This is a genomic window from Arthrobacter sp. AZCC_0090 (assembly GCF_014207375.1).
Lineage (GTDB): Bacteria > Actinomycetota > Actinomycetes > Actinomycetales > Micrococcaceae > Arthrobacter.
The window spans coordinates 176,883-199,968 of the sequence record NZ_JACHEE010000009.1 but is presented as its reverse complement, the minus strand read 5'-3'; the positions used below and the strand labels follow the sequence as shown (position 1 = coordinate 199,968).

General features: G+C 61.7%; 32 protein-coding genes. 26 read left to right on the top strand and 6 right to left on the bottom strand.

Annotated features, from left to right (window positions below; all coding sequences use genetic code 11):
* Positions 1-21 precede the first annotated feature (21 nt).
* A complete protein-coding gene (locus HNP00_RS23400) occupies positions 22-147 on the top strand; it encodes a hypothetical protein (protein WP_260404995.1) in 126 nt (41 codons plus the stop codon).
* A 34-nt stretch (positions 148-181) separates the two neighbouring features.
* On the opposite strand, the gene HNP00_RS15545 is transcribed toward HNP00_RS23400, so the two are convergent.
* Complete coding sequence (locus HNP00_RS15545; RefSeq protein ID WP_184740619.1) at positions 182-1,609, bottom strand: GH1 family beta-glucosidase; 1,428 nt, start codon at positions 1,607-1,609, stop codon at positions 182-184.
* Positions 1,610-1,997: 388 nt separating this feature from the next.
* On the opposite strand from HNP00_RS15545, the gene rpsJ reads away from it, so the two are divergent.
* From rpsJ to map, 23 genes are all read left to right on the top strand, one after another.
* Positions 1,998-2,306 carry a 30S ribosomal protein S10 gene (rpsJ, locus tag HNP00_RS15540; protein WP_003803825.1) on the top strand — a complete coding sequence of 103 codons (309 nt, stop codon included), beginning with the start codon at positions 1,998-2,000 and terminating at the stop codon, positions 2,304-2,306.
* An 18-nt stretch (positions 2,307-2,324) separates the two neighbouring features.
* Positions 2,325-2,975: a 50S ribosomal protein L3 gene (gene rplC / locus HNP00_RS15535; protein ID WP_028265107.1), complete on the top strand. Its 651-nt coding sequence runs from the start codon at positions 2,325-2,327 to the stop codon at positions 2,973-2,975.
* A 4-nt stretch (positions 2,976-2,979) separates the two neighbouring features.
* Positions 2,980-3,597, top strand: a complete 618-nt coding sequence (gene rplD, locus HNP00_RS15530; RefSeq protein ID WP_184740618.1) for a 50S ribosomal protein L4 — start codon at positions 2,980-2,982, stop codon at positions 3,595-3,597.
* The gene (gene rplW / locus HNP00_RS15525) at positions 3,594-3,899 is read left to right on the top strand and encodes a 50S ribosomal protein L23 (RefSeq protein WP_059387362.1); all 306 of its coding nucleotides are present in this window, start codon (positions 3,594-3,596) and stop codon (positions 3,897-3,899) included. Before rplD ends, rplW begins: the two co-directional genes overlap by 4 nt.
* A gap of 29 nt (positions 3,900-3,928) precedes the next feature.
* Positions 3,929-4,768 carry a 50S ribosomal protein L2 gene (gene rplB / locus HNP00_RS15520; protein WP_028265104.1) on the top strand — a complete coding sequence of 280 codons (840 nt, stop codon included), beginning with the start codon at positions 3,929-3,931 and terminating at the stop codon, positions 4,766-4,768.
* A gap of 12 nt (positions 4,769-4,780) precedes the next feature.
* The gene (rpsS, locus tag HNP00_RS15515) at positions 4,781-5,062 is read left to right on the top strand and encodes a 30S ribosomal protein S19 (protein WP_018773666.1); all 282 of its coding nucleotides are present in this window, start codon (positions 4,781-4,783) and stop codon (positions 5,060-5,062) included.
* 38 nt (positions 5,063-5,100) lie between these two features.
* A complete protein-coding gene (gene rplV, locus HNP00_RS15510; RefSeq protein WP_184740617.1) occupies positions 5,101-5,466 on the top strand; it encodes a 50S ribosomal protein L22 in 366 nt (121 codons plus the stop codon).
* Positions 5,467-6,303 (top strand): 30S ribosomal protein S3, encoded by an 837-nt coding sequence (gene rpsC / locus HNP00_RS15505; protein ID WP_028265102.1) that lies wholly within the window; start codon positions 5,467-5,469, stop codon positions 6,301-6,303.
* Positions 6,304-6,720, top strand: coding sequence for a 50S ribosomal protein L16 (gene rplP / locus HNP00_RS15500; RefSeq protein ID WP_028265101.1), 417 nt, complete (start codon positions 6,304-6,306; stop codon positions 6,718-6,720).
* A 2-nt stretch (positions 6,721-6,722) separates the two neighbouring features.
* Complete coding sequence (gene rpmC, locus HNP00_RS23665; protein WP_059387364.1) at positions 6,723-7,046, top strand: 50S ribosomal protein L29; 324 nt, start codon at positions 6,723-6,725, stop codon at positions 7,044-7,046.
* Positions 7,043-7,342 carry a 30S ribosomal protein S17 gene (rpsQ, locus tag HNP00_RS15490; RefSeq protein ID WP_059387365.1) on the top strand — a complete coding sequence of 100 codons (300 nt, stop codon included), beginning with the start codon at positions 7,043-7,045 and terminating at the stop codon, positions 7,340-7,342. Before rpmC ends, rpsQ begins: the two co-directional genes overlap by 4 nt.
* Positions 7,343-7,692: 350 nt before the next feature.
* A complete protein-coding gene (gene rplN, locus HNP00_RS15485; protein ID WP_003803789.1) occupies positions 7,693-8,061 on the top strand; it encodes a 50S ribosomal protein L14 in 369 nt (122 codons plus the stop codon).
* 3 nt (positions 8,062-8,064) lie between these two features.
* A complete protein-coding gene (gene rplX / locus HNP00_RS15480) occupies positions 8,065-8,427 on the top strand; it encodes a 50S ribosomal protein L24 (RefSeq protein ID WP_184740616.1) in 363 nt (120 codons plus the stop codon).
* Positions 8,427-9,014: a 50S ribosomal protein L5 gene (gene rplE / locus HNP00_RS15475; RefSeq protein WP_184740615.1), complete on the top strand. Its 588-nt coding sequence runs from the start codon at positions 8,427-8,429 to the stop codon at positions 9,012-9,014. Before rplX ends, rplE begins: the two co-directional genes overlap by 1 nt.
* A 77-nt stretch (positions 9,015-9,091) precedes the next feature.
* Complete coding sequence (gene rpsH, locus HNP00_RS15470; RefSeq protein ID WP_028265096.1) at positions 9,092-9,490, top strand: 30S ribosomal protein S8; 399 nt, start codon at positions 9,092-9,094, stop codon at positions 9,488-9,490.
* Positions 9,491-9,508: 18 nt separating this feature from the next.
* Positions 9,509-10,045, top strand: a complete 537-nt coding sequence (gene rplF / locus HNP00_RS15465; RefSeq protein WP_059387368.1) for a 50S ribosomal protein L6 — start codon at positions 9,509-9,511, stop codon at positions 10,043-10,045.
* A 3-nt stretch (positions 10,046-10,048) separates the two neighbouring features.
* A complete protein-coding gene (gene rplR / locus HNP00_RS15460; protein WP_184740614.1) occupies positions 10,049-10,432 on the top strand; it encodes a 50S ribosomal protein L18 in 384 nt (127 codons plus the stop codon).
* A 29-nt stretch (positions 10,433-10,461) separates the two neighbouring features.
* On the top strand, positions 10,462-11,133 hold the full coding sequence (rpsE, locus tag HNP00_RS15455; protein ID WP_184740613.1) for a 30S ribosomal protein S5: 672 nt from the start codon (positions 10,462-10,464) through the stop codon (positions 11,131-11,133).
* Between the two features lie 2 nt (positions 11,134-11,135).
* Positions 11,136-11,342, top strand: coding sequence for a 50S ribosomal protein L30 (rpmD, locus tag HNP00_RS15450; protein ID WP_059387371.1), 207 nt, complete (start codon positions 11,136-11,138; stop codon positions 11,340-11,342).
* Entirely contained in the window at positions 11,342-11,824 is a 483-nt protein-coding gene (gene rplO, locus HNP00_RS15445) for a 50S ribosomal protein L15 (protein WP_184740612.1), read from the top strand. Before rpmD ends, rplO begins: the two co-directional genes overlap by 1 nt.
* 187 nt (positions 11,825-12,011) lie before the next feature.
* The gene (gene secY, locus HNP00_RS15440) at positions 12,012-13,322 is read left to right on the top strand and encodes a preprotein translocase subunit SecY (protein WP_184740611.1); all 1,311 of its coding nucleotides are present in this window, start codon (positions 12,012-12,014) and stop codon (positions 13,320-13,322) included.
* A 5-nt stretch (positions 13,323-13,327) separates the two neighbouring features.
* Positions 13,328-13,897: an adenylate kinase gene (locus tag HNP00_RS15435; RefSeq protein ID WP_184740648.1), complete on the top strand. Its 570-nt coding sequence runs from the start codon at positions 13,328-13,330 to the stop codon at positions 13,895-13,897.
* A 211-nt stretch (positions 13,898-14,108) separates the two neighbouring features.
* Positions 14,109-14,936: a type I methionyl aminopeptidase gene (gene map, locus HNP00_RS15430; RefSeq protein ID WP_184740610.1), complete on the top strand. Its 828-nt coding sequence runs from the start codon at positions 14,109-14,111 to the stop codon at positions 14,934-14,936.
* 86 nt (positions 14,937-15,022) lie between these two features.
* Here map and HNP00_RS15425 read toward each other — a convergent pair whose 3' ends face one another.
* The 5 genes from HNP00_RS15425 to HNP00_RS15405 form a co-directional block, all read right to left on the bottom strand.
* Positions 15,023-16,369, bottom strand: a complete 1,347-nt coding sequence (locus tag HNP00_RS15425; protein WP_184740609.1) for an ABC transporter substrate-binding protein — start codon at positions 16,367-16,369, stop codon at positions 15,023-15,025.
* 103 nt (positions 16,370-16,472) lie between these two features.
* Positions 16,473-17,411: a carbohydrate ABC transporter permease gene (locus HNP00_RS15420; protein WP_184740608.1), complete on the bottom strand. Its 939-nt coding sequence runs from the start codon at positions 17,409-17,411 to the stop codon at positions 16,473-16,475.
* Positions 17,408-18,367 carry a carbohydrate ABC transporter permease gene (locus tag HNP00_RS15415; RefSeq protein ID WP_184740607.1) on the bottom strand — a complete coding sequence of 320 codons (960 nt, stop codon included), beginning with the start codon at positions 18,365-18,367 and terminating at the stop codon, positions 17,408-17,410. The genes HNP00_RS15420 and HNP00_RS15415 overlap by 4 nt, the downstream gene beginning before the upstream one ends.
* A gap of 347 nt (positions 18,368-18,714) precedes the next feature.
* A complete protein-coding gene (locus HNP00_RS15410; RefSeq protein ID WP_184740606.1) occupies positions 18,715-20,175 on the bottom strand; it encodes a chlorohydrolase family protein in 1,461 nt (486 codons plus the stop codon).
* A gap of 31 nt (positions 20,176-20,206) precedes the next feature.
* Complete coding sequence (locus HNP00_RS15405; protein ID WP_184740605.1) at positions 20,207-20,905, bottom strand: FadR/GntR family transcriptional regulator; 699 nt, start codon at positions 20,903-20,905, stop codon at positions 20,207-20,209.
* A 187-nt stretch (positions 20,906-21,092) separates the two neighbouring features.
* Here HNP00_RS15405 and HNP00_RS15400 point away from each other — a divergent pair, with 187 nt between their 5' ends.
* Entirely contained in the window at positions 21,093-22,202 is a 1,110-nt protein-coding gene (locus HNP00_RS15400; protein ID WP_184740604.1) for a sugar phosphate isomerase/epimerase, read from the top strand.
* Positions 22,199-23,086, top strand: coding sequence for an ABC transporter permease (locus tag HNP00_RS15395; protein ID WP_184740603.1), 888 nt, complete (start codon positions 22,199-22,201; stop codon positions 23,084-23,086). Before HNP00_RS15400 ends, HNP00_RS15395 begins: the two co-directional genes overlap by 4 nt.

Below are 23,086 nucleotides of genomic sequence, written 5' to 3'. Positions count from 1 at the left end.
CATCCAAAGGAGGAATGCGGAATGGGATGGCTCATTTTCCTGATCGTGGTTGTCGTCGTGGTAGTTGGAATCTTCTGGGGAAGGAAGTACTTCCGTCGCGAGATCGAACGTGCCAAGCGCATCAAACGGGCGAACAATAAGGACTGATTTAGCACGATCGTTCTACAAAACGGGCTGTTGATCAGTTGTGGCGCGCCCTGCTCAAGGACTGGTACCAGTAGAACGAGTCTTTGGGGGTTCTCTCGAGGGTGTCGAAGTCCACATGCACCAGCCCGAACCGCTGTGAGTATCCGGCGGCCCATTCGAAGTTGTCCAGCAACGTCCACACGTAGTAACCAAGAAGTTCGACGTCGTGGGCGATCCCGCCGGGGGCAGTCGCCCTCAATGCTTGCCCAAGGTGCGAAGCAAGGTAGTTGATGCGGTCGGGGTCGTGAACGGGACCCGGTGAGTGCTCGGGCTCGGGGAAGCTCGCCCCGCTTTCTGTGATGAACACGGGTGGTAGGGCAGGGCCATAGCGGTCTTTCAGCTCCCGTAGCAGGATTCCGAGGTGTTCGGGAGCCACGGGCCAACCAAATCCCGTGGTTTCGTATTCGGGGAAGGCCGCCAGATGGAACGGCAGCTTGGCCATCATGTCGGAGTTGTTGCCAGGCGTGCTTCCGTTGCCGCGGCCAGAGGCGACCTTGACGGGGTAATAGTAGTTCACGCCGTAAAAATCCAAGGGCTGGTGGATGGTCTTGAGGTCTTCGTCCCGGATGTTGCCCAGGGCGCGGAACCAGGGTTTCACTTGTAGCGGGGGCTTCGGGTATCTCCCCAAGAGGATGGGATCGGCATACACCCGGTTGAAGATGAGGTCGAAGGCCTTGGCCATGAGACGGTCTGTGAGTCGCTTACTTGCGGGCTGGACTGGCGAGTGCACGTTGGCAACGCCAACAGTTCCCGCAACGCCGGCAGCCCGCAAGGCCTGGACAGCCAATCCATGCCCCAACAACTGATGGTGGGCAGCGGGCAAGGCATCGAAGAGCAGCCGCCTGCCGGGAGCGTGGACTCCAAGGGCGTAGCCTTGCAATGCGACTGAAACGGGCTCGTTCAGGGTGACCCATTGAGCCACGCGGTCGCCAAAGCGGCCTGCGGCCGCAGCGGAATATTCGGCGAACCGGTCCGCCGTCGACCGATTCAACCAGCCGCCGTCGTGCTCCAATGGCAGGGGCGTATCCCAATGGTAGAGGGTCACCATTGGAGAGATTCCGGCTTTGAGGAGCTTGTCGATCAGGCGGTCGTAGAAGTCCAGGCCTTGCTGGTTGATGGGTCCCTTGCCGCCTGGTTGGATCCGGGGCCAGGAGAGGGAGAACCGGTAGGAGTCCACGCCCAGGTCCTGTATGAGGGCAATGTCCTCGTCGGTCCGGTTGTAGTGGTCGCAGGCAACTGCGGGGGAGTGGCCGTCGACGATCGCGCCGGGCTTCTCCGCGAATGCATCCCAACTGGATGGTCCGCGTCCGTCCGCCGTAAGTGAGCCTTCGATCTGGAAGGCCGCCGCGGCGACGCCCAAGGTGAAGCCGGGCCGGAGGCAGCTCGCAAGATCCTCCACCGTGGCAGCATCTTGGACAGTCATGTCCTAATCATCCTGACGGCAGGAGCCGAAGGCAATGGTCGGTGGGAGCCCAATTGGCTTATGCCGGGGAATTCCGGCATACTAGGTGAGTTGTTCAAGCGCTTCTTCGCGTCCCGATCCGGATAATGCCGGGTGTCAGGGTCCAAGCTGAAGCCCAAACATAACCCAGATCCCCAAGGAATGCGGACGAGTTTGCGTGGAAATCGCGACACGCCCGACCGCGGGGGTCGGTTACACCGGCAAGTTGAGGAACCCGGATCCCTCCGGATTCAGCTTGTGCGGCGGGTGGTAGTACTACTTCAAATGCTTCGGCAGCCACATGCAACACGTAAGTGAACAGGGCAGCCTTTATTCGAGGGCAGCACAGACTGAAAGAGAGTCAGGCGACATGGCGGGACAAAAAATCCGCATCCGGCTGAAGTCATATGACCACGAGGTCATTGATGTTTCAGCGCGGAAGATCGTTGAGACGGTCACGCGCGCAGGCGCAACGGTAGTAGGCCCCGTGCCGCTGCCGACGGAGAAGAACGTGTACTGCGTTATCCGCTCTCCCCACAAGTACAAGGACAGCCGTGAGCACTTTGAAATGCGTACTCACAAGCGTCTGATCGACATCATCGACCCCACGCCCAAGGCTGTCGACTCGCTTATGCGTCTCGACCTGCCGGCCGACGTGAACATCGAAATCAAGCTGTAGGGAGGTGCTGAGAAAACTATGACCGCAACCCGTAACGTAAAGGGCCTGCTGGGCACGAAGCTCGGCATGACCCAGGTCTGGGACGAGAACAACAAGCTCATCCCGGTAACTGTCGTCCAGGCTGACTCCAACGTCATCACCCAGCTGCGCAACGCAGAGACCGATGGCTATGTCGCCGTTCAGATCGGCTACGGCCAGATCGATCCCCGCAAGGTCACCAAGCCGCTGGCTGGTCACTTTGAAAAGGCTGGCGTAACTCCTCGCCGCCACGTCGTCGAACTGCGCACTGCAGACGCCGCGTCTTACGAACTGGGCCAGGAGCTTTCTGTTGAGCTCTTCGAAGCCGGTCAGAAGATCGACGTCGTCGGCACCAGCAAGGGTAAAGGCTTCGCCGGTGTTATGAAGCGTCACGGCTTCCACGGTGTTGGAGCCTCCCACGGTGCGCACAAGAACCACCGCAAGCCCGGTTCCATCGGTGGCGCATCCACCCCGAGCCGCGTCTTCAAGGGTCTGAAAATGGCCGGCCGCATGGGCGCAGAACGTCACACCACGCTGAACCTCACGGTTCACGCTGTGGACGTTGAGAAGTCGCTGCTCCTTATCAAGGGTGCCGTCCCCGGTGCCCGCGGCCAGGTCGTCCTCGTACGCACCGCCGTGAAGGGAGCCTAGTTCAATGACTAGCACTGTCAAGGTAGACCTGCCTGCAGAGATCTTCGACGTCCAGACCAACGTGCCGCTGCTGCACCAGGTCGTCGTCGCACAGCTCGCTGCTGCTCGCCAGGGTACCCACAAGACCAAGACCCGCGCCGAAGTTTCCGGTGCTGGCCGCAAGCCGTTCAAGCAGAAGGGTACCGGCCGCGCCCGTCAGGGTTCCATCCGTGCTCCTCACATGACCGGTGGTGGCATTGTCCACGGCCCGACGCCGCGTGATTACAGCCAGCGGACCCCCAAGAAGATGAAGGCTGCTGCCCTGCGCGGCGCCCTGTCTGACCGCGCACGTAACGGTCGCATCCACGTCATTGCTGATCTGGTCGCCGGCACCAAGCCGTCCTCCAAGGAAGCACTGGCCGCGCTGAAGGCAGTCTCCGAGCGCAAGAACCTGCTCGTTGTTATCGAGCGCGCCAACGATGTTGCCGCACTTTCCGTGCGCAACCTTGTAGATGTTCACGTTCTGTACGCAGACCAGCTGAACACCTACGACGTGCTGGTCGCCGACGACGTGGTCTTCACCAAGGCTGCTTTCGAGGCTTTCATCGCTGACAAGGCAAAGAACGAGGAGGATGCCAAGTGAGTGCAGCCACCATCAAAGACCCCCGCGACGTCGTCATTGCACCCGTCGTTTCGGAAAAGAGCTACGGCCTGATCGACGAGGGCAAGTACACCTTCCTGGTGGACCCCCGCTCGAACAAGACCGAGATCAAGCTGGCCGTGGAGAAGATTTTCTCCGTCAAGGTCGAATCGATCAACACCATCAACCGTGCCGGTAAGCGCAAGCGCACCAAATTCGGATGGGGACAGCGCAAGAGCACCAAGCGTGCGATTGTCACCCTCAAAGAAGGCACTATCGACATCTTCGGCGGTCCGCTCGCGTAGCGGAGACCACTTTAACGAGGAAATGAATTATGGGAATCCGTAAATACAAGCCGACTACCCCGGGCCGTCGCGGCTCGAGCGTAGCCGACTTCTCCGAAATCACGCGATCGACTCCGGAAAAGTCGTTGCTGCGCCCGCTGCACAAGACTGGCGGCCGTAACAACACCGGTAAGATCACTACCCGTCACAAGGGTGGTGGCCACAAGCGCCAGTACCGTCTGATCGACTTCCGTCGTCACGACAAAGACGGCGTCAACGCCCGCGTTGCCGAAATCGAGTACGATCCGAACCGCACGGCTCGCATCGCCCTCCTGCACTACGTTGATGGCACCAAGCGTTACATCATCGCCCCGAACAAGCTGTCCCAGGGTGACTTCGTCGAGGCTGGCCCCGACGCTGACATCAAGCCGGGCAACAACCTGCCGCTGCGCAACATCCCGGTTGGTACCACCATCCACGCAGTTGAACTGCGTCCGGGTGGCGGCGCCAAGATGGCCCGTTCCGCAGGTGCTTCGGTTCAGCTCGTCGCCAAGGAAGGCCGTTTCGCCCAGCTGCGTCTGCCCTCCGGTGAAATCCGCAACGTTGACGTGCGCTGCCGCGCAACCGTCGGCGAGGTCGGCAACGCCGAGCAGTCGAACATCAACTGGGGCAAGGCCGGCCGTATGCGCTGGAAGGGCGTTCGCCCGACCGTCCGTGGTGTCGCCATGAACCCGGTGGATCACCCGCACGGTGGTGGTGAAGGTAAGACTTCCGGTGGACGCCACCCGGTCAACCCGAACGGTAAGCGTGAAGGCCGCACCCGCCGCCCCAACAAAGAGAGCGACAAGCTTATTGTGCGTCGCCGCCGTACTGGCAAGAACAAGCGATAGGAGCCTGGACACATGCCACGCAGCCTGAAAAAAGGTCCTTTCGTTGACCAGCACCTCTTTGTAAAGGTCGCCAGGGAAAACGAAAAGGGCACCAAGAACGTCATCAAGACCTGGTCCCGCCGTTCGATGATCGTCCCGGACATGCTGGGTCACACGATTGCCGTTCACGACGGACGCAAGCACATCCCGGTGTTTGTCACTGAGTCGATGGTCGGGCACAAGCTCGGCGAATTCGCTCCCACGCGGACATTCCGCGGCCATGTCAAGGACGACCGTAAGGGCAAGCGCCGCTAAGGCGCTCGCTCTACGGCTTAGACGAGAGAAGGAAAGCAATGGAAGCCAAGGCTATTGCGCGTCACATCCGCGTAACGCCTATGAAGGCCCGGCGCGTCGTCAACCTTGTTCGTGGCAAGCAAGCGAATGAGGCTCTGGCAATTCTGAAGTTTGCCCAACAGGCAGCTTCGGAGCCGGTATTCAAGGTAGTTCAGTCGGCAATGGCAAACGCACGGGTCCTCGCGGACCGCGATGGCGTTGCCTTTGACGAAGGAGACCTCTACATCAGCGAAGCGTTTGTTGATGAAGGCCCGACCATGAAGCGGTTCCAGCCGCGTGCTCAGGGTCGCGCATTTCAGATCAAGAAGCGCACGAGCCACATCACCGTGGTAGTCGCTACCCCGGAGAAAGAGGAGGCTCGCTAAGTGGGACAGAAAGTAAACCCGCACGGGTTCCGACTCGGCATCACCACCGATCACGTATCGCACTGGTTTGCTGACAGCACCAAGGCTGGCCAGCGGTACAAGGACTTCGTTCGCGAAGACATCCGGATCCGCCAGCTCATGTCCACGGGCATGGAGCGCGCTGGTATTGCCAAGGTCGAAATCGAGCGCACCCGTGACCGTGTCCGCGTGGACATCCACACGGCTCGCCCGGGCATCGTCATCGGCCGCCGCGGCGCTGAAGCGGACCGCATTCGCGGCGAGCTCGAAAAGCTCACCGGCAAGCAGGTCCAGCTGAACATCCTCGAGGTCAAGAACCCCGAGATGGAAGCCCAGCTTGTTGCCCAGGGCGTTGCTGAGCAGCTGACTTCCCGCGTGGCTTTCCGCCGTGCGATGAAGAAGGCCATGCAGTCCGCACAGCGCGCGGGTGCCAAGGGTATCCGTATCGCTTGCTCCGGTCGACTGGGTGGGGCAGAAATGTCCCGCTCGGAGTTCTACCGCGAAGGCCGTGTGCCCCTGCACACCCTGCGTGCGAACATCGACTACGGCTTCTACGAGGCCAAGACCACCTTCGGCCGCATCGGCGTGAAGGTCTGGATCTACAAGGGCGACGTCACCGCCAAGGAACTGGCCCAGCAGGCAGCTGCTGCTCCGTCCCGCGGCCGCGGTCCCAGCGACCGCCCGGGCCGCCCGGGTGGCGCAGACCGTGGTGACCGCCGTCGTCGTACCGACCGTCCGGCAGCCGACGCAGCACCTGTTGCTGCAGAGGCTCCGGCAGCTGAAGCTGCTGCTCCCGCGGCAGAAGGAGGACAGGCTTAAATGCTTATCCCACGTCGAGTCAAGCACCGTAAGCAGCACCACCCGGGTCGTTCCGGCGCTGCAACGGGCGGCACCAAGGTCACTTTCGGTGAGTACGGCATCCAGGCTCTGAGCCCGGCCTACGTCACGAACCGTCAGATCGAGTCTGCCCGTATCGCGATGACCCGCCACATCAAGCGTGGCGGCAAGGTCTGGATCAACATTTATCCGGACCGCCCGCTGACGAAGAAGCCGGCCGAAACCCGCATGGGTTCCGGTAAGGGTTCTCCGGAATGGTGGGTCGCAAACGTCAAGCCGGGCCGCGTTCTCTTCGAGCTCGCCGGTGTCAATGAAGAGGTAGCTCGCGAGGCACTGCGCCTGGCAATCCACAAGCTGCCGTTGAAGGCACGCATTGTGCGTCGCGAAGGTGGTGAATAGAAATGGCAGTAGGGTCGAAGGATCTCGCACCCGCACAGCTGGACGGTTTCGACAACGAGCGTCTCGTTGAAGAACTCCGCAAGTCCAAGGAAGAGCTGTTCAACCTGCGTTTCCAGTCCGCCACCGGACAGCTGGAGAACCACGGTCGTCTGCGCGCGGTAAAGAAGGACATCGCACGCATCTACACCGTTCTCCGTGAGCGCGAGCTGGGCATTCGTGCCGAGGTTGCCGCACCGGTTGTGGAAGCCAAGGAAGAAAAGAAGTCCAAGAAGGCAGAAGCCAAGGCTGAAAAGGCCGAAGCTGAGGCTGGAGAGGACGCCAAGTGAGCGAACAGAAGGAAACTGTGACGGAAGCAGCAGCCAGCGCTGAACAGCGCGGTTACCGTAAGACGCGTCGCGGCTACGTTGTCTCTGACAAGATGGAAAAGACCATCGTTGTTCAGGTTGAAGACCGCGTGAAGCACGCTCTGTACGGCAAGGTCATTCGCCGCACCTCGAAGATCAAGGCTCACGACGAGCAGAACACCGCCGGAATCGGCGACCTCGTTCTGATCTCTGAGACTCGCCCGCTCTCCGCTACCAAGCGGTGGCGCCTGGTCGAGATCCTCGAAAAGGCTAAGTAGTCCCGCGCCGGGCTTTGCGCCCGGCAGCGATATGGATTGGCAGGAAGGCCCGTATCCCGCAAGGGATGCGGGCCTTCCCGCGTTTCGGTGCTTAGCATAAAGCGTGCTAGGATATTGAGTTTGTATGGCGCCAGTTGTGCGTCAACAACCACCTCGTAAACGATCGTGCCGCGGCATACTGCCCCGCGCAGTTATTTCCGCAAGGGAAGCTGATGCTGGCGGCACGGGAGTTTAGGCCCGCACTGGCAAAATCCAGGCAGGTCAAGAGACACCCCGATCAACCGTTCCGCAAGGCTCATTCCGTATGCTCCATTTCGGTCTGAGAACCGGCGCGACGCAAGGAGTAAAAATTGATTCAGCAGGAGTCGCGACTGAAGGTCGCCGACAACACGGGTGCTAAGGAAATCCTTACCATTCGCGTTCTCGGTGGATCCGGCCGTCGCTACGCAGGCATTGGCGACGTCATCGTCGCAACCGTCAAGGACGCTATTCCGGGCGGCAACGTAAAGAAGGGTGACGTCGTCAAGGCTGTCATCGTTCGTACCAAGAAGGAACGCCGCCGTGCGGATGGTTCCTACATCAAGTTTGACGAGAACGCAGCTGTGATTCTGAAGAACGACGGCGACCCCCGCGGTACCCGTATCTTCGGACCGGTTGGTCGTGAACTCCGTGACAAGAAGTTCATGAAGATCGTTTCGCTGGCTCCGGAGGTGCTGTAACCCATGGGTGCAAAGATCAAGAAGGGTGACCTCGTTCAGGTCATCACTGGCGCCAAGCAGGAGCGCGGCGGCGACCGCGGCAAGCAGGGCAAGGTTCTGCGCGTGTTCACCGAGACCAACCGTGTCCTGGTAGAAGGCATCAACCGCGTCACCAAGCACACCAAGGTCGGTCAGTCGCAGCGCGGCACCAAGACCGGTGGCATCGAGGTCGTTGAGGCCCCGATCCACGTCTCCAACGTTGCTCTTGTTGACCCCTCGACCAAGAAGCCGACCCGCGTTGGTTTCCGTCTCGAGACCGTTGAGAAGGACGGCGTCTCCAAGACCGTCCGTATCCGCGTGTCCAAGGCATCCGGGAAGGACATCTGATGAGTGAGACACTGTCTGAGACCACCGTCGAAACGAAGATCGTTCCGCGTCTGAAGACGAAGTACGCCGATTCCATCAAGCAGACCCTGGTTGAGGAATTCAAGTACGCGAACGTGAACCAGGTTCCCCGCCTGGTGAAGGTTGTTGTGAACATGGGTGTTGGAGATGCCGCCAAGGACTCCAAGCTGATCGACGGCGCTGTCCGCGACCTCACCCTGATCACCGGCCAGAAGCCGCAGGTAACCAAGGCCCGCAAGTCCATCGCACAGTTCAAGCTGCGCGAAGGCATGCCCATCGGTGCACACGCAACTCTGCGTGGAGACCGTATGTGGGAATTCGTGGACCGCCTCGTGACCCTCGCCCTGCCCCGTATCCGCGACTTCCGCGGCCTCAACGGCAAGCAGTTCGATGGCAATGGCAACTACACCTTCGGTCTGACCGAGCAGGTTATGTTCCACGAAATCGACCAGGACTCCATCGACCGCGTTCGCGGTATGGACATCACGGTTGTCACCACTGCAAAGACCGATGACGAAGGCCGCGCGCTGCTCAAGGCACTTGGCTTCCCGTTCAAATCCGAAGACTAATAACTACGTAGTAGGTCCGGCCACGGCTGTTTGAACAGCCAACGCGGAAACCATTACGAGGAAGGGCAAGAGCCCAAATGACTATGACAGATCCTGTCGCAGACATGCTTACGCGTCTGCGCAACGCCAACTCGGCATACCACGACACCGTGAGCATGCCGTACAGCAAGCTCAAGGCACGCGTTGCCGACATCCTGAAGGCAGAAGGCTACATCGCTGCCTGGAAGGAAGAGGAAGCCGAAGTCGGCAAGAAGCTGACCATCGACCTCAAGTTCGGTCCGAACCGCGAGCGTTCGATCGCTGGTGTCCGCCGCATTTCCAAGCCTGGTCTCCGTGTTTATGCGAAGTCCACCAACCTGCCTCACGTGCTGGGTGGCCTGGGTATCGCAATCCTGTCCACCTCTTCCGGCCTCCTGACTGACAAGCAGGCCGGCAAGAAGGGCGTGGGCGGCGAAGTCCTCGCGTACGTCTGGTAACGGGAAAGGAAGAGAATAATGTCACGTATTGGACGTCTCCCCATCACCGTTCCTGCCGGCGTTGAAGTTAAGGTTGATGGCTCTGTCATCAACGTCAAGGGCACCAAGGGCGAGCTGAGCCACACTGTAGCCAGCCCGATCGAGGTCACCTTGGACGAGAGCACCTTGACTGTCACCCGCCCGAACGACGAGCGCGCTTCGCGTTCCCTGCACGGCCTGACCCGCACCCTGATCGCCAACATGATCGAGGGCGTCACCAAGGGCTACGAGAAGAAGCTTGAAATCGTAGGCACTGGTTACCGCGTTCAGGCCAAGGGTTCTGACCTTGAGTTCGCTCTCGGCTTCAGCCACCCGGTCAATGTCTCCGCTCCGGAAGGCATCACCTTCACGGTGGAGGGGCCGACCAAGCTCTCCGTCGCTGGTATCTCCAAGCAGCAGGTCGGCGAGGTTGCTGCCAACATTCGCAAGCTGCGCAAGCCCGACCCCTACAAGGGCAAGGGTGTCCGTTACGCCGGCGAAGTTATCCGCCGCAAGGTCGGAAAGGCTGGTAAGTAAACCATGGCCATCGCAATTAACAAGAAGCGTACGAACAAGAGCAAGTCGGCTGCACGCAGCCGTCGCCAGCTTCGTATCCGCAAGCGCATCAGCGGCACGGCTGTTCGTCCTCGTCTGGTCGTCAACCGCTCCGCACGCCACATCTTCGTCCAGGTTGTCGATGACAGCAAGGGTGTAACCGTGGCTTCCGCTTCCACGCTGGAAGCTGACCTTCGTGCACTCGATGGCGACAAGACTGCCAAGGCCAAGCGCGTCGGCGAGCTCGTTGCAGAGCGTGCTAAGGCTGCAGGCATCGAGGCTGTTGTCTTCGACCGCGGTGGTAACAAGTACCACGGCCGCATCGCCGCCGTCGCTGACGGTGCACGCGAAGGTGGGCTGGCACTGTGACCGTTGAGAATAACGAAAAGGACATTCAGGTGACTGAAGCTGCAGCTGCTGAGGCAACTGAGACCGCTGCTGCCACTGACGACCGCCGCGGCGGCCGTCGTGGCGAGCGTGGTGACCGTGGCCAGGGCCGCGGCGACCGTGGTGGCCGTGGTGGCCGCGACGGCGGTCGCGAGGCCGAGAAGAGCCAGTTCGTAGAGCGCGTTGTAACCATCAACCGTGTTGCCAAGGTCGTCAAGGGTGGTCGTCGCTTCAGCTTCACCGCCCTGGTGGTCGTCGGTGACGGTAACGGCATGGTTGGCGTTGGCTACGGCAAGGCCAAGGAAGTTCCGGCAGCTATCGCAAAGGGTGTTGAAGAGGCCAAGAAGTCCTTCTTCCGCGTTCCCCGCGTTGGCAACAGCATCCCGCACCGCGTGCAGGGTGAGGCAGCAGCAGGCGTTGTCATGCTGCGTCCGGCTTCCCCGGGTACCGGTGTTATCGCCGGTGGTCCGGTCCGCGCGGTACTGGAATGCGTCGGTATCCACGACGTTCTCTCCAAGTCGCTCGGTTCCTCGAACGCCATCAACATCGTTCACGCGACTGTTGACGCCCTGAAGCGATTGGAAGAGCCCGCTTCCGTGGCAGCCCGCCGTGGCCTGCCGCTGGACGAGGTTGCTCCTCCTGCTCTGGTGCGCGCACTCCAGAACCAGAAGGCAGGTGTTTAGTCATGGCTAAGAACCTGACTCCCTCCGACGCTCAGTTGGAGATCACCCAGATCAAGGGCGTCATCGGCGCCAAGCAGAACCAGCGTGAAACCCTGCGGTCCCTCGGCCTCAAGCGCATCGGACACACTGTTGTCCGTACCGCTGATGCCGTGACTGTTGGAATGCTCAACACGGTTCCGCACCTCGTGAATGTAGAGGAGGCGAAGTAATGGCTGAGAACAAAACCGCCGCAGAGGCCGCTGACAAGCAGAACACTCTGAAGGTCCACCACCTGCGTCCCGCCCCGGGTGCCAAGACTGCCAAGACCCGTGTTGGTCGTGGTGAAGGCTCCAAGGGTAAGACCGCCGGTCGCGGTACCAAGGGTACGAAGGCCCGATACCAGGTCAAGGCTGGCTTTGCCGGCGGCCAGTTGCCGCTGCACATGCGCCTGCCGAAGCTTCGCGGCTTCAAGAACCCGTTCCGGGTTGAGTTCCAGGTTGTCAACCTGGACAAGCTCAACGAGTTGTTCCCGGAAGGTGGCGTTGTCACTGTCGAGTCTCTGGTTGAGAAGGGTGCCGTTCGCAAGAACCAGCCCGTCAAGGTGCTGGGCACTGGCGACATCACCGTCAAGGTCGACGTCACCGCCCACGCTTTCTCTTCCAGCGCAGCTGAAAAGATTGCAGCAGCAGGCGGAACCACCACAGCCCTCTAAGGGCTCTGGGGCGTTCGCCCGCTGTGAATTGACTCCCGGTGTGAGGGGCTTCGGCCCTTCGCGCCGGGAGTTTTTTCGTGTGACGCGACCCCCTCGATTGTTCGCATGGCGTATCAAGCCGTTAGACTCGGGTGTTGGGTTTCAATGACCCCTTCGACACCCTTGGACTTTTAACTCAGGAGGACGCTTGCTAAGCGCATTCGGCCGGGCATTTCGGACGCCTGATCTGCGACGCAAGTTGTTGTTCACGCTGGGAATCATCACAATCTTCCGCTTGGGCGCTTTTATCCCCTCGCCTGGTGTGAGCTACCAAAATGTTCAGCAATGTTTGTCAAGCAATCAGGACCAGGGCGGCCTCTACCAGCTCGTCAACCTGTTCAGCGGTGGTGCACTGCTGCAGGTTTCTATCTTTGCCCTGGGGATCATGCCGTACATCACGGCCAGCATCATCGTGCAGTTGCTCCGCGTGGTCATTCCGCGGTTCCAGCAGTTGTACGAAGAAGGTGCCTCGGGCCAGTCGAAGCTGACGCAGTACACGCGCTATCTGACCATTGCGCTGGGTCTGTTGAACGCCACCACCCTGGTGTCCCTGGCTCGCTCCGGGCAGCTGCTGCCCAACTGCCAGTTGCCGATCATCCCGGATAACAGCATCATCGCCACGATTCTTGTGGTCATCACGCTGACGGCCGGTACGGGCCTCATCATGTGGATGGGCGAATTGGTCACTGAGAAGGGCGTGGGCAACGGTATGTCCCTGCTCATCTTCACCTCCATCGCTGCCGGCTTCCCGACCTCCCTGGGTGCCATCTGGCGTTCCAAGGGCCCGGGCACGTTCTTCACGGTGTTGGCCATCGGTCTGGTGACAGTCGCACTCGTCGTGTTCGTTGAGCAGTCCCAGCGGCGCATTCCGGTCCAGTACGCGAAGCGTATGATCGGCCGACGCACCGTGGGCGGCACCAGCACGTACATCCCCATCAAGGTGAACATGGCCGGCGTCGTGCCCGTCATCTTCGCCTCCTCCATGCTCTACCTGCCCGGACTGGTTGCGCAGTTCAACCGGCCCAAAGCAGGAGAGTCATTGGCTCCCTGGGTTGAGTGGATCAACAACAACCTCACCAAGGGTGACCACCCCATCTACATGGCGCTGTACTTCGTCATGATTGTGTTCTTCACGTACTTCTATGTCGCGATCACCTTCAACCCTGAAGAGGTCTCGGACAACATGAAGAAGTACGGCGGGTTTATTCCGGGCATCCGGGCGGGCAAACCGACCGCGGACTACCTGCAGTACGTGCTTTCCAGGATTACCCTCCCCGGTGCCCTTTACCTGGGCTTCGTGGCATTGATTCCGCTGGTTGCACTCGTCCTGATCAACGCCAACCAGAACTTCCCGTTCGGTGGCACGTCAATCCTGATCATGGTGGGTGTTGGCTTGGAGACCGTCAAGCAGATTGATGCGCAGCTACAACAACGTCACTACGAAGGGCTTTTGCGATGACGAGAATGCTGATCATTGGACCTCCGGGTTCGGGCAAGGGAACCCAAGCTGAGCGGATTTCCGAGCGCTTGGGCGTAGTCGCCATTTCCACGGGCGACATCTTCCGTGCAAACGTCAAGGGCGAAACCCCGCTGGGTATCGAAGCCAAGAAGTACATGGACGCCGGCGATTTCGTTCCGGACAGCGTGACCAACAAGATGGTCCGTGACCGCCTGAGCGAGCACGACGTCGAAAACGGCTTCCTGCTCGACGGTTACCCGCGCACCACCGCCCAGGTGGAATACCTGGACCAGATCCTTGCCGACACCGAAGAGAAGCTCGACGTCGTGCTTCAGCTGACGGCCGACGACGAGGAACTTGTTTCGCGCCTGCTGGGACGCGCCAAGGAGACCGGACGCTCGGACGACAACGAAGCCGTCATCCGCCACCGCCTGGACCTCTACCACGAGCAGACGGAGGCCGTGGTGGCCAAGTACGCCGAACGTGGCATCCTGACCAAAGTCGATGGCATCGGCGGCATCGACGAGGTCACTGATCGCGTGTTGCTGGCCATCGAGGCGGCCAAGGCGGTCTAGTTCCGCACGATGTGATGAAAAGGGTGTGGCCGGCGCTGTGGGCGCGGGACACACCCTTTTCTGTTCCCTTGTGCGGCCCCGGAACGGGGTGGTTCCTGGAACGATCTCAGGGCCGGTTTCGAACTAGGCCGCAGATGCGGGAAAATGGGGGAGATCAGAGGGTGATCTGGTTCTGCAGCCCACCACAAGCAGCACACTACAAGAGGAGACCATGGCGTTCGGCCAGCCCCGCATCGAATACAAGACCAACGAGCAAATGCGCAAGATGCACGAGGCCGGATTGGTCCTCAGCAGCGCCCTCGACGCGGCCGTTGCGGCTGCGAAACCCGGCGTCACCACACGGGAGATCGACGCCGTCTTCGCGGCGGTCCTGAACGACGCCGGCGCGAAGTCGAACTTCCTCGGGTACCACGGCTTCCCGGCCACCATTTGCACCTCCGTCAACGAGGAAGTAGTCCACGGCATCCCCGGGGACCGCGTCCTGCAGGACGGGGACATCATTTCGATTGATGGCGGGGCGATTGTTGATGGTTGGCACTCCGACTCCGCACGGACGGTGATAGTTGGCACTGCCGACCCAGAGGACCAGCGGCTTTCGGATGTCACCCAGGCCGCCATGTGGCGTGGAATCGCCGCTTTGGCCAAGGGCAAGTTCGTCGGCGACATCGGTAACGCCGTGGATGACTACGTCTCTTCCGTACCGGGAAAGCCGCTGGGCATCCTGGAGGACTACGTAGGCCACGGTATCGGTTCAGAGATGCACATGGCCCCTGACGTCTTGAACTATCGCACCACCCATCGGGGCCCCAAGATCCGGCCAGGATTGTGCCTTGCCATTGAACCCATGCTCGTCCGTGGCGGCATCGAGACGGCCACCCTCGACGACGACTGGACCGTGGTGACCACCGACGGCAAGCGTTCCTGCCAGTGGGAGCACTCGGTCGCCGTCCACGAAAAGGGCATCTGGGTGCTTTCGGCCCCCGACGGCGGAGCAGAGCAGCTGGTGCCGCTCGGCGTCGTGCCTGTCCCGATTCCCTGACGCCCCCAACAGGTACCGATACAGAAAATCCCTAGCGACGCCCGAACTCGGGTTTCGCCAGGGATTTTGCGTAGCGTGGGTGTTGCCTAGCTCTTGAGCTTGGGCTTCACGTCCTTGGTGTAGATGCTGTCGAGGGTTGCCTTAAGGTCCGTCATGGTCGCTTTGACGTCGCCCTGCTGGGTGAGGATCTTCGCGGCGGCCTTGGCCATCTCCTGATCGGCACCGGGCAGGAACACTCGGGCGTTGTCCTGCACCTTGGTGACTGCGAGCTGATCCATGGCCGTCTTGATCTGGGGAGTCTTTGCGAGGACTGCTGTCATGTCCGCAGAGAGACGGGTGGGCATGTAGCCCGTCGCGGCGGAGAAGGCCGCCGTGTTTTCCGGTTCGGTCATGAATTTCAGGAAGGTGGCGGCAGCGAGCTGGACCTCCTTGCTGACGCCGCTGGGAATGCCCAGGCCGGCGCCGCCGGTGGGGCAGACGTTGGTCTCAGCCTTGGGTCCGCCCGGCATGTAACCGACGCCGACGTTGAACTTAGCGGACTTCAGTACGCCCAGCAGGTCACCGGTGGAGGAGATCGTGGTAGACGTAATGCCCGCGGCGAAATCGTCCGCGGCGCTCTTGGAGGAGACTCCGGCCCACTTGTCCTTGTAGATCGAGTCCTGGGCCCACTGCAAGGCCGCGACTGACTCCGTGGAATCGCAGTTGAAGGTCCACCCATTGGACCAGCTACCGCCCCAGCCCCACAGGTTGTTCTGCAGCGTCCAGCCGGCGTATCCGGCGAGGGCCGGGTAGATGTAGGCGTACTTCGCGCCTGAGCTGGCCTGGAGCTTGGGGGCCCAGTCGGCGAATTCCTGCCAGGTCTTCGGCGCCCTGTCCGGGAGGCCGGCGGCCTTGAAGTGGTCCTTGTTGTAGTAGAAGAGCGGGGTGGAGCGGCCGTAGGGTAGCGCCCATTGCTTATTGGCGTACTGGTAGTCCGCCACGAGGGACTTCTGGAAGTCATCAATCTTGAAGTCCAACTGCTTGATGAGTCCGTCGAGCGGAATGATGTTGCCGTTGGTGTAGTAGCGGAACCACCAGACGTCGGAGAGCACCACGAGGCCGGGGAGGGCCGACTTCGCAGCTTGCGACGTCTGGAACTTCTGGGCGATTTCCTCGTAGTTGGCGCCTGCCGTTACGAGGTTCACTTTGATGTCCGGGAACTTCGCCTGGAATTTGTCAATGATGGATTGCTCGACGCTCTGCGACTGCCCGGGGTGGCTGGTCCAGAAGTCGAACGAGCCGGCGGGCTTGACGCCGGTGAAGTCGACGTCCGAAGGTCCGCTGCTTGCAACGCTGCCGCCGGTCGACGGACCGCCGCAGGCCGCAAGGGCAGCGGCGCCGACTCCAAGTCCAGCGAGCCCCAGGAAGTTTCTACGGTCAAGATTCATTGCCATGGTTGGTCCTCTCAAGGATGCAAAGGTGGTGAGGTATTTCGTACGGTTCGGCCGGGCCGCGGTTCGGCCGGGTGGGGAACGCACGGGTGATGGTGCGGCGCCGCTAGCCGGTGACGCTGCCCTGGGTGAGCCCGGCAACGATATAGCGCTGCAACGCTGCGAAGACCAGGAGGATGGGGATGATCACCAGGACTGCCCCGGCCATCAGGATTCCCCAGCCGGCGCCGTTTCCTTCAGAGTTCTGAAGCAAGGTCAGGCCGACAGGGAGAGTCATGGTTTCCGGCCTGTCGGTAATGATGAGCGGCCAGATGTAGTCGTTCCATTCGCTGACCACGGTGACGAGGGCCACGGTGGCGATGGAGGGGAGCGACACGGGGACGACGACTTGCCACAGCCTGCGCCAATGACCTGCGCCGTCGATTTCCGCCGCTTCGAGGATGGATCCCGGGAGGGTCTTGAAGTGCTGGCGAAGGAGAAAGGTTCCGAAGGCCGTGCCGAGGCCTGGAAGAATGATTCCCCACAGGGTGTTCTTCCCGCCGATTCCCGCGATCAGGATGTAGTTCGGGAGGATCGACACCTGCGGCGGCACCATCAAGGCCACGAGTATCACGACGAAGATGACGTTCTTGAACGGGAACCGGACGAATACCAGGGCGTAAGCCGTCAGGATAGCCAGGATCACCTTCACCGTGGAGCCCACGGTGGTAACGATCAGGCTGTTCAGGAAGAACCGTCCGAACGGCACTGTGGTCATGGCCGTGTGGTAGTTCTCCAGGTTCAGGCCTTGCGGGAGGATCTTGAGATCCACGGTGACGATCTCGCCGGGTTGCTTGAAGGAACTTAGTACCATCCACAACAGCGGCAGGACCACCACCAAGGTGGCGACAATCAGGGGGATGTAGCCACCGGCCAGTGTCTGGACGAGGTTTGTGCGGGAGAAGGGCCGGTCGCGGTGCACTGGGAGTCCCGGACCGGCGTCGGGGGCATTCCGGGTCCCGACGCCGCTTGCGGGGTTAGGGCTGACGGGAGAGAGCGTGCTCATGAGTAGTGCACCTTCCGTTCGACGAACCGCAGCTGGAGCACGGTGATGATGAGCAGGATGGCAAAGAGCACCACCGAGATGGAGGCGGAGTACCCTGCGCGGTTGTAGGCTCCGAAGGCTTGAAGATAGGCCTCGTAGATCAGGGTGCTGGTGCCGTTGCCCAACGGCGTCATGATCCGGATCAGGTCGAAGGCTTGCAGCGAGCTGATCATCGTGGTGATGAGCAGGAAGAAGGTGGTGGGCGAGAGCAGCGGAACCGAAATGCTCATGAAGCGGCGGATGCCGTTGGCGCCATCCAAGGAGGCTGCCTCCATGACGTCTTTCGGGAGCGATTGGAGCCCTGCGAGGTATACGACGGCACAGTAGCCCAGGTTCTTCCAGACGTAGACGATGATGACCATTACCAGGGCAAGCTGCGGATCGTTGATCCATTGCGGGCTTTGCTGGCCGATGCCTCGGAGAAGCCAAGACAGGACGCCGTAGCCGGGGTCGAAGATGAACAGCCACACGAGGCCAACGCCTACGCCGCTGAGGACATAGGGGGCGAAAACCGCGGAACGCGCAAAGGTGGTGCCGCGGACCTTGGAGTTCAAGGCCAAGGCGACCAAGAGCCCCAGCACCATGGAGCCGCCGACGGTGACCACTGTGAACATAGCCGTTGTGCCAAGTACCTGCGGGGCATCGGAGCTGGTGAAGAAGTTGATGTAGTTGTCGATTCCCACAACGGTGGCCGATGCTGAGCCCAAGGTCCAGTCGAGGGTTGAGTAGTACACGTTGTTGATCAGGGGCAGATACGTGAACACGGCAATCAGCGCCAGGTTCGGCAAGGCCAGCGCCAGGAACACAAAGAAGTCGCGTCGCGTTCGCCCGGACCAACGTCCGCGGCTTTGACGGGCCGGGACAGTCTGCGCGGGGGCCGCAGGGGCCGCGGGGCTGCCAGTCAGTTGTCTTGTCATTGGGGATCTCTAACGGTTTGCAGATATCGGGGCGCGCCGGATTCGGACGAGTGAGTCGAGGGGCGGCTAGCTTTACCTCACCACACGGGAGCACCTGTCAAGTCAAAAAATCGGGCATACCCGGGATTGTTGGACAAGCCTTCTGCGTTCGTTTACTCGGTGTTTCGTGGCGGGTGGGGCCGTGTTTACATTCGAGGCACGACTACCGTTTTTTCTGAAGAGGGCATGGCGCGCCGCTAGGGCGCGGGGGATCCCTTCCGGATAGTGCCCTCGACGACGGCGAGGCTGCCATGTGAGGGTGCGTCGCCGTCGACGTCCTCCGGCGGCGCCTGGACTACTTGCGCTGATTAGCGCAAGGGGAAACTGGGCGGAAGGAGCTCGTGGAGAGGGCGCCGGGCGAAGTCCGAAACGGTCAGTGAGGCAATGTAGTGGTCCAGGAATTCCTGCGCACGTTCCCGGTAGCCGCTCGTGTCCACGGTGACGATTTCTCCCTTGTCCACAATGGTGCGGCCGGCCACGACCACCTGCGTGATGTCCCGTCCGTCCGCGTTCATGATCAGGGTGCGGACGGGATCGGCGAGTGGGCCGATGTGGCTCCCGGTCAAGTCCAGGACAAAGTAGTCCGCCTGCGCTCCAGGTGCCAGACGGCCCAGGTCGGAACGGCCCAGCGACTCGGCGGGGTCCACGGTGGCGGAGCGAAGCAAGTCCGCGGCCTGGGCGCTTGAACGGTCCCCGGTGAGAGTTTTGGTCATGCCCATCGCGAGGTCCATGGCGCGGATCATGTTCGGCGGGGCGGAGTCCGTCCCCAGCGCGATCCGCACTCCGCGCTCGCGGTAGGAGTCGTAGCTGTCGAGCATCCCGCCGTAGTGCGCCATGGGGATGGGGCAGAGCAGGACAGTTGTCCCCGAATCAGAGAGGAGAGCCAGATCGTCCCCGGTGCCGAAGGCGGCAGGCATATGCGAATGGCCAGGGATGGTCCAAGCGTGGGGGATGAACGTGCGTTCGGCGAGGAAACCAAGATCGGCCAGGTAGGGGAGCGGACGCCTGCCCGTGCGGGAGATCATGGTCTCGACTTCGAAGAGACCTTGGGCGGCGTGCAGGCGCACGGGGAGCTTTAACTCATCGGCAGCTTGGCGAGTGAGTTGGAGGGTCTTTTCGGTCTGCGTTTCGATCCGCGCAGGTAGCAGGGCCGCCCGGATCAGCCCATGAGCCCTCCCTTCGAAGTCCTGGGCGAAGCGGACCGCTTGATCCAGACCGTCGAGGCCTCGCCGTTCATCCTCATGGAGCATCACCCGTTTGCCGTCGGTATAGGGGACCGCCGTGCGGTAGCTCGGCCCCAGGTAGGCCCGGACGCCAAGCGCCTCGACGGCGTCGGCGGTGTCGGCAAGGTCCTCGTAGTCCTCGCACCACTCGTGGTAGCTCTCGGATGCAATGGGCATGAGCGTAGTGATGCCGTTGCGTACCAATTGCGAGAGGGCGAACTCACGTCGGAATCGTAGCTGCTCGCGTGTGAAGACAGCCCCATGGTCCCTCAAGTAGGACTCGGACCAGACGAGCCCCAGCCGCCGGGTGGGGTCGGGCCAAGAATCGAAGAGGGCATGGTCGATGTCTGCCAAGGCGTTCAGGTCGATGAACCCGGGGGAGACGACAGCCTGCCCGGCGTCGATATTGATGTCCACTGCTCCGGGATAGTCCCTGCCCACGAAGACAATGGTCCCGTCCTCGTGGACCAGCTCCGCGTTGGGCAGGATGCAGTGGTCGCCGTCGGCGTATCCAATGACGAAGGCGGCCTTGATGCGGGTAATCACTGGTCTCCTTGGGGGTGGTGGTCCGGAGAAGCTACGAGCGAGTGGAACGTGGGGGCTTGCCTTCCAAATCGGAAGCCTGGTTGTCGAGGATCGATCCGGCCACCATCATGGCGTCCTGGGCTGCGCGGTCGCGGATCGCCTCGAAGAGCTCGTCATGGTTATCGTGCTCGGTGCTGGCTGCGCGCTCCAGGCCTGCCGGTGATGTCCACGAACCGTCGATGCTCGCCGCAAGAGAGCCATAGATGCCAGCTAGAAGCTGGTTGTGCGCGGCGTCCACCACGCCGCGGTGGAAGTCGATGTCTGCCTGCCGGAAACCGTCGTCGTCGTGGGCTTCCGCGGCAGCGCGGCGCCGTTCCAGCGCATCCTGAAGCCTGTCCAGATCCTCTTGGTCCCGGCGCTGGGCGGCGAGGGCGGCCGCGGGTACGTCAAGGCTGCGCCGGACTTCGATGGCCTCGAATCGATCCGCTCCCTGGAGGCCCTTCCGCAGGGCGACTTCTTGTTCGTCTACGGCCGCGACGAAGGTCCCGTCACCTTGCCGTGTCACGAGAAGTCCCGCGTGCACCAACGCCCGGAGTGCTTCCCGCAGGGGCGCCCGGCTGAGGCCCAGGGCCTTTCCGAGTTCCGGCTCGGGGGGAATGCGGTCTCCCAAGCCCCACTCGCCCTGCCGAATCCGCAGGCGGATGTCGTCGATCGCGTCGTCGACGACGCTGCGCCGGCCATTCACGGTCATGGTGCCTCCTTCCAGGAAATGCTCTGAGTTCGCAGATCCGGGTACCTCCGGGGCAGGCGGCGCTTTTGCAAATTCGCGTCATTCGCTCCGGCCGGCGACCGGTCCACTTACGTCAACGAAGCGTCTCACATGGGGGTTGGAAAAGCTACTCTTTCGTAAGACGTCTTACGAGTGTATCTTGGCAAACATGACCCAGATCACACGCTTGCCGGTAGATTCGCGGCTCCTCGGCACTGGCAGATTGCCGGAGACGCGCTTAGGGGTGCAGTTCACCCGGTACCCAGGCCACGAAAGCCGGCCACTGGTGGAATCAGTGCAGGCCGCCGTGGACGACGGCTTCACGCTCGTTGTTCTCAACAGCATCGCCGCGGAACATTCCGGTGAATCACTTGCGCAACCGGACAAGCCTGGCGAACTGGATGAGGTGGCGGAGGAGGCCCGGCATTCCGGGGTCGAGATCCAGCTTGGCCTCGGCTGCGCCGGGCCGTTCGGCGATCCTGCCACGGTGAGGGCCGGGATGGGGAGAGCCCTTTCCAGGGGAGTGGATCTTGGCATTACCGAGTTTTTCGTTCACACCCGATCCGAACGGCAAGGTGCCGTGGAGCAGGGCAGGTTCCTCGACCACCCTGCGCAACTCCGGCTCATACGGGCGAACCTCGAGGCGCTCGCACCCGCGGCGCGGGACGCCAGGGTGCGCATCAACCTCAAGACCCACGAAGACCTGGCTTCACCGGAAGTGCTGGCACTTGTCCAGGCACTGGATCCCGCGGTGTTCGGAATAGGATTCGACGTGGCCAACCTCGTGGTCCGCGCAGAGGACCCAATCGAGGCAGCCCGGAGCCTTGGACCGTACATCAGGATGACGCACTTGGAAGACGCGGTCTTGTTTCCCCTACCCCACGGATACCGGCGCCGCCTGCGGGCAATCGGCGAGGGAGTCTTCGACTGGGAAGCGATCCTCGGCCACCTTCTCAGTGCCGGGGTGAGTGACTTCACCTTGGAACAGCACCGGGGAAAGTTCGATTCTCCGGTTTTCGACCGATCGTGGTTCACCCACGAACCCCACCTCGACGCCGCGGGGCTGGGCCAGTTGGCCCGGCTCGGTGTTGCGACGCACGACGGCGTGGCGCACGGGCGTATCCCGGCGCTCGCCGACTGGGACGACGAGCCCGGCCCGGCCGAGCGTCGTCGTCAACTGCTCCACAGCGCCGCGACGTTGCGGGGGCTCCTCACATCGATCGGTGCCGTTGTGAAAGAACCGGCCACGATCCTTTCCGGAGAGGAAGGACTCTCATGACAGCCATTGCCGCCTCACAGATCGTTGTCCCTGCCAGAAGCAGGCCTTTCAGGAACTTCCTCAGACGGGACACGACATTGACCATGACCCTGTCCCTCTTGGCCGCCCTTATTGTGGCCACATTGTTGGGCCCCTTGGTCTGGCGGGCGCAGCCCGATTCCATCAACCTTGGCGCAGTCCTCCAGGCTCCCAGCTTGGGCCACCCCATGGGCACCGACGACACGGGCCGTGACGTACTGGCCCGGGTTCTGGCGGGTGGCCAGACATCGATCCTGGCCGGCCTGACCATTGCCTTGATCGGGGCCGTGCTCGGTTGTATCGCAGCCCTTTTGGCGGGATCCATGCGCGGCTGGGTGGACACGCTTTTCACTTGGTTGACCAACTCCATCCTCTGCTTCCCGGCCATCCTCCTGGCGATGGCCATCGCAATGGCGCTCAAGCCGGGCGTGACGGCCGTGGTCATCGGGCTCTCGCTACACTCGTTCCCCTGGTACATGCGGACCCTCCGCGGTGAGGTGATGCGTTTGTATGGCCAGGACTTCATCCGCTCCACCATGGCACTCGGAGCACACCCGGCCCGCGTCTTGTTCCGCCACGTCTTCCCGCACCTGGTCCCGATCATGATCCTTCAGATGGCCGCCGTCTTCGGTGCGGCAGTGCTCTCCCTCGCCGCCCTCGGCTACTTGGGCCTCGGGGCACAACCGCCCACCGCCGAATGGGGAGAAATGATCACGGACGGCCAGCAATTCTTCCTGACCGGTCAATGGTGGATCGCCGGTTTCCCCGGCCTGGGCCTGCTCCTTGCCGTCAGCCTGACCACCCTGATCGCAGACCGGGCCCGGGAAGTCCTGGACCCACGCGGCGAATTCGTCCAGGCAAAGTGA

Bases quoted from the DNA above. Each gene is read 5' to 3' on its own strand.
- rpmC (WP_059387364.1), top strand. From the start codon at position 6,723: ATGGCAGTAGGGTCGAAGGATCTCGCACCCGCACAGCTGGACGGTTTC.
- HNP00_RS15395 (WP_184740603.1), top strand. From the start codon at position 22,199: ATGACAGCCATTGCCGCCTCACAGATCGTTGTCCCTGCCAGAAGCAGG.
- HNP00_RS15415 (WP_184740607.1), bottom strand. From the start codon at position 18,367: ATGACAAGACAACTGACTGGCAGCCCCGCGGCCCCTGCGGCCCCCGCG.
- rpsS (WP_018773666.1), top strand. From the start codon at position 4,781: ATGCCACGCAGCCTGAAAAAAGGTCCTTTCGTTGACCAGCACCTCTTT.
- rpmD (WP_059387371.1), top strand. From the start codon at position 11,136: ATGGCTAAGAACCTGACTCCCTCCGACGCTCAGTTGGAGATCACCCAG.
- rplC (WP_028265107.1), top strand. From the start codon at position 2,325: ATGACCGCAACCCGTAACGTAAAGGGCCTGCTGGGCACGAAGCTCGGC.
- rplE (WP_184740615.1), top strand. From the start codon at position 8,427: ATGAGTGAGACACTGTCTGAGACCACCGTCGAAACGAAGATCGTTCCG.
- HNP00_RS15425 (WP_184740609.1), bottom strand. From the start codon at position 16,369: ATGGCAATGAATCTTGACCGTAGAAACTTCCTGGGGCTCGCTGGACTT.
- rplO (WP_184740612.1), top strand. From the start codon at position 11,342: ATGGCTGAGAACAAAACCGCCGCAGAGGCCGCTGACAAGCAGAACACT.
- HNP00_RS15435 (WP_184740648.1), top strand. From the start codon at position 13,328: ATGCTGATCATTGGACCTCCGGGTTCGGGCAAGGGAACCCAAGCTGAG.
- rplF (WP_059387368.1), top strand. From the start codon at position 9,509: ATGTCACGTATTGGACGTCTCCCCATCACCGTTCCTGCCGGCGTTGAA.
- HNP00_RS15400 (WP_184740604.1), top strand. From the start codon at position 21,093: ATGACCCAGATCACACGCTTGCCGGTAGATTCGCGGCTCCTCGGCACT.
- HNP00_RS15545 (WP_184740619.1), bottom strand. From the start codon at position 1,609: ATGACTGTCCAAGATGCTGCCACGGTGGAGGATCTTGCGAGCTGCCTC.
- rpsJ (WP_003803825.1), top strand. From the start codon at position 1,998: ATGGCGGGACAAAAAATCCGCATCCGGCTGAAGTCATATGACCACGAG.
- HNP00_RS15420 (WP_184740608.1), bottom strand. From the start codon at position 17,411: ATGAGCACGCTCTCTCCCGTCAGCCCTAACCCCGCAAGCGGCGTCGGG.
- rplB (WP_028265104.1), top strand. From the start codon at position 3,929: ATGGGAATCCGTAAATACAAGCCGACTACCCCGGGCCGTCGCGGCTCG.
- HNP00_RS15405 (WP_184740605.1), bottom strand. From the start codon at position 20,905: ATGACCGTGAATGGCCGGCGCAGCGTCGTCGACGACGCGATCGACGAC.
- rplX (WP_184740616.1), top strand. From the start codon at position 8,065: ATGGGTGCAAAGATCAAGAAGGGTGACCTCGTTCAGGTCATCACTGGC.
- map (WP_184740610.1), top strand. From the start codon at position 14,109: ATGGCGTTCGGCCAGCCCCGCATCGAATACAAGACCAACGAGCAAATG.
- rpsH (WP_028265096.1), top strand. From the start codon at position 9,092: ATGACTATGACAGATCCTGTCGCAGACATGCTTACGCGTCTGCGCAAC.
- rplP (WP_028265101.1), top strand. From the start codon at position 6,304: ATGCTTATCCCACGTCGAGTCAAGCACCGTAAGCAGCACCACCCGGGT.
- rplR (WP_184740614.1), top strand. From the start codon at position 10,049: ATGGCCATCGCAATTAACAAGAAGCGTACGAACAAGAGCAAGTCGGCT.
- rplV (WP_184740617.1), top strand. From the start codon at position 5,101: ATGGAAGCCAAGGCTATTGCGCGTCACATCCGCGTAACGCCTATGAAG.
- rplD (WP_184740618.1), top strand. From the start codon at position 2,980: ATGACTAGCACTGTCAAGGTAGACCTGCCTGCAGAGATCTTCGACGTC.
- HNP00_RS23400 (WP_260404995.1), top strand. From the start codon at position 22: ATGGGATGGCTCATTTTCCTGATCGTGGTTGTCGTCGTGGTAGTTGGA.